Raw genomic sequence first — 2,751 nt, 5'->3', positions numbered from 1 at the left:
GGGAAGCTGAAATATGCGAAGCGGTTAGGGTTAAGCATTCACCACAGTGCGGCGTATGTGATCGCAAGGAGGGGAGAAGGATACCGTGAAAGGATACCGAAGGAATATCATGAATACAGGGAATGGAAAGAAGTGATCAGGGATCTGGGGAAAGCGACATTGGAGGAATGTCAGAGGACACCGTATTTAAGCCTGTTCAGATAGAAAAGAAGCAGGACCCGGCAGTCATGCGATTCACTGGAAGATGGGAGCATGGGGAAGGGATGGAATCCTGTGAAAGATTAAATCATAAGCTGACAATGGAACATTTCGCCAAAGCCTTGCGCTACAGAGAGAAGCAAAAGAAGGAGATGGGAAGGGGTCAGTGGAACCACGCCGCTAGAAAGGTAGGTGGGTATGCAGATAGGGAGTTACTTATTTGCATATGATTTTGGTTACAAAATCATTTTCTTGCACATCAGGAAATTTCATTTTTGATTAATAAGAGAATGTAAGAGAAAAAATAGTGATATATTATGATAATTTATATCATTATTTTTATAAGGACAGAAATGTCTTTAGAGCGTGTCTATAAGAAAGCTTCTTAAGTGGGTAATGAAGATAAGGAGTCACTTATTTGTATATGATCCAGATAACAAATCTTTGATTGTACGCTTTTCCATATAGTTTTATATCATTTACCTGTGATATAATATTTTCATGAAAAAAGTATATCTTATTGGCGGTACCATGGGTGTCGGTAAAACATCGGTATGTCAGTATTTAAAAAAGGAATTGTCGAATAGTGTTTTTCTTGATGGGGACTGGTGTTGGGACAGCTTTCCTTTTATCGTAAATGAAGAAACAAAGACCATGGTCATTGATAATATCGTATATCTATTAAATAATTTTATTCATTGTTCTGTTTATGAGCATATCATATTTTGTTGGGTCATGCATGAACAGCCGATCATTGATGCGATCGTTGAAAGATTAGATGTGTCACATTGTGATCTGTTTGTTTATTCATTGACAGCAGATGAAGAAACTTTAAAAGAGCGATTGAAAAAAGATATTGATGAGGGTAAAAGGAGTGCAGATGTGCTTGAAAGAAGTCTTGAAAGGCTTCCTTTATATGAAAAGCTTGATACGATAAAGATTGATACAAGTCATAAAACGATGGCGATGATCGCCGATGAGGTAATTCAAAATACAAATGATATAAAGCTGCGCCTATATCGTAAAGAAGACCTTGCTGTTCTTGCAAAGCTGTTTTATGAGTGTGTACATACGGTGAATGCAAAGGATTATACAAAAAAGCAGCTGGATGCTTGGGCCGATGGCCAAATCGATGCGGAAAAGTGGCATCGCTCTTTGATGGAACATATCAGCTATGTGGCTGAAAAAGAAGGAGAAATCGTAGGGTTTGGCGATATCGATCCGGGTGGATATTTAGATCGCTTATATGTTCATAAGGATCATCAGCATCAAGGGATAGCAACTATGTTGTGTCAGCGTCTTGAATGTTCGGTGCATGTCCCTAAAATTGTGGTTCATGCCTCTATTACCGCAAGACCTTTTTTTGAGAAAAGGGGCTATCGTGTCAAAAAGGAACAGCAAGTTGAAAGAAAAGGGATCTTATTGACCAATTATGTCATGGAGAAAATCATTTAGGAGAAGTTATGGAAGTGTTGTATAGCGATAAAAATATGGTCGTTTGTATCAAGCCAGTAGGGCTTGATTCAGAAAAGCAGGTCGTAGAAATTCTTCAAGAGCAGCTGAAAGGAAAAATCTATCCGCTGCATCGCTTGGATATGAATGTGGGTGGGGTCATGGTGTATGCCCGTCATTCAAGAAGTGCGGCTTTATTTTCGAAAATGATTCAAGATCATGAAATGATCAAGGAATATGTGGCCATGGTTCATGGTGTCGTGCCTGAATGTGAAGTCTGGGAAGATTATCTTTTTAAAGATTCCCGGAAGAATAAAGTTTTTGCCGTGAAGAAGATGCGCAAAGGGGTGAAGCAGGCAAAACTGGAATATAAACGGTTAGGAATAGAAAATGATACCTCTCTTGTAAGAGTTCGTCTGCATACAGGAAGAAGTCATCAGATCCGCGTGCAGTTTGCAAGCCGAGGCTTTCCTCTTGTCGGCGATCATAAATATGGTTCAAAGGCCAAGGCTGTTTCACCCATGCTTTTCTCATGCCGGCTTTCTTTTCCTTACGAAGGAAAGACATATAGCTTTGAAGCTTATCCTATATGGGCACAAAAGATGATTCAGTTGGATATCCAAAGATTATCGAATCATTATGAAGTAAGAAGGCTTGAAAATGAAAATATCGATCAGATTTATGATCTATGTAAGGAAAATCCTTTATTTTATGAATATCATCCGCCCTTTGTCACCAAAGAAAGCATTGCAGATGATATAAAGGCGTTGCCGCCACATAAGGAATATAAGGATAAATATTATATCGGTTTTTTTGAAGGTGAACATTTAGTGGCATTCATGGATCTGATCTTGGATTATCCGAAGGCAAAGACGGCTTTTATTGGCTTTTTCATGATGAATAAACATTATCAGGGAAAAGGAATCGGTACGCAGATCATTGAGGAAGCATTTGCTTATTTGATGGAAAAAGGGTTTGAAAGAGTCCGGTTAGCTTATGCGAAAGGTAATCCGCAGAGTGAAGCGTTTTGGATAAAGAATGGTTTTATAAAAACAGGTTTGGAAATACCGAATGATTTTTCAAGTTATATCGTTATGGAAA

Annotated in this window: 4 protein-coding genes; all 4 read left to right on the top strand. The window is 38.6% G+C overall.

The window, feature by feature from the left end; translation table 11 throughout:
• A partial coding sequence (locus Q0K35_RS02925; RefSeq protein WP_294561179.1) for a hypothetical protein occupies nucleotides 1-204 on the top strand: 204 nt, incomplete at its 5' end.
• On the top strand, nucleotides 168-428 hold the full coding sequence (locus Q0K35_RS02920; RefSeq protein ID WP_294561178.1) for a hypothetical protein: 261 nt from the start codon (nucleotides 168-170) through the stop codon (nucleotides 426-428). The genes Q0K35_RS02925 and Q0K35_RS02920, both read left to right, overlap by 37 nt.
• A 271-nt stretch (nucleotides 429-699) precedes the next feature.
• A complete protein-coding gene (locus tag Q0K35_RS02915) occupies nucleotides 700-1,653 on the top strand; it encodes a GNAT family N-acetyltransferase (protein ID WP_294561177.1) in 954 nt (317 codons plus the stop codon).
• Nucleotides 1,654-1,661: 8 nt separating this feature from the next.
• Nucleotides 1,662-2,751, top strand: a 1,090-nt coding sequence (locus tag Q0K35_RS02910; RefSeq protein WP_294561176.1) for a GNAT family N-acetyltransferase, incomplete at its 3' end; no start/stop codon positions are given.

Origin of the sequence: uncultured Traorella sp., from assembly GCF_944327115.1 — a bacterium.
Classification (GTDB): Bacteria; Bacillota_I; Bacilli_A; order Erysipelotrichales; family Erysipelotrichaceae; genus Traorella.
This window is presented reverse-complemented; position numbering and strand designations above follow the sequence as displayed.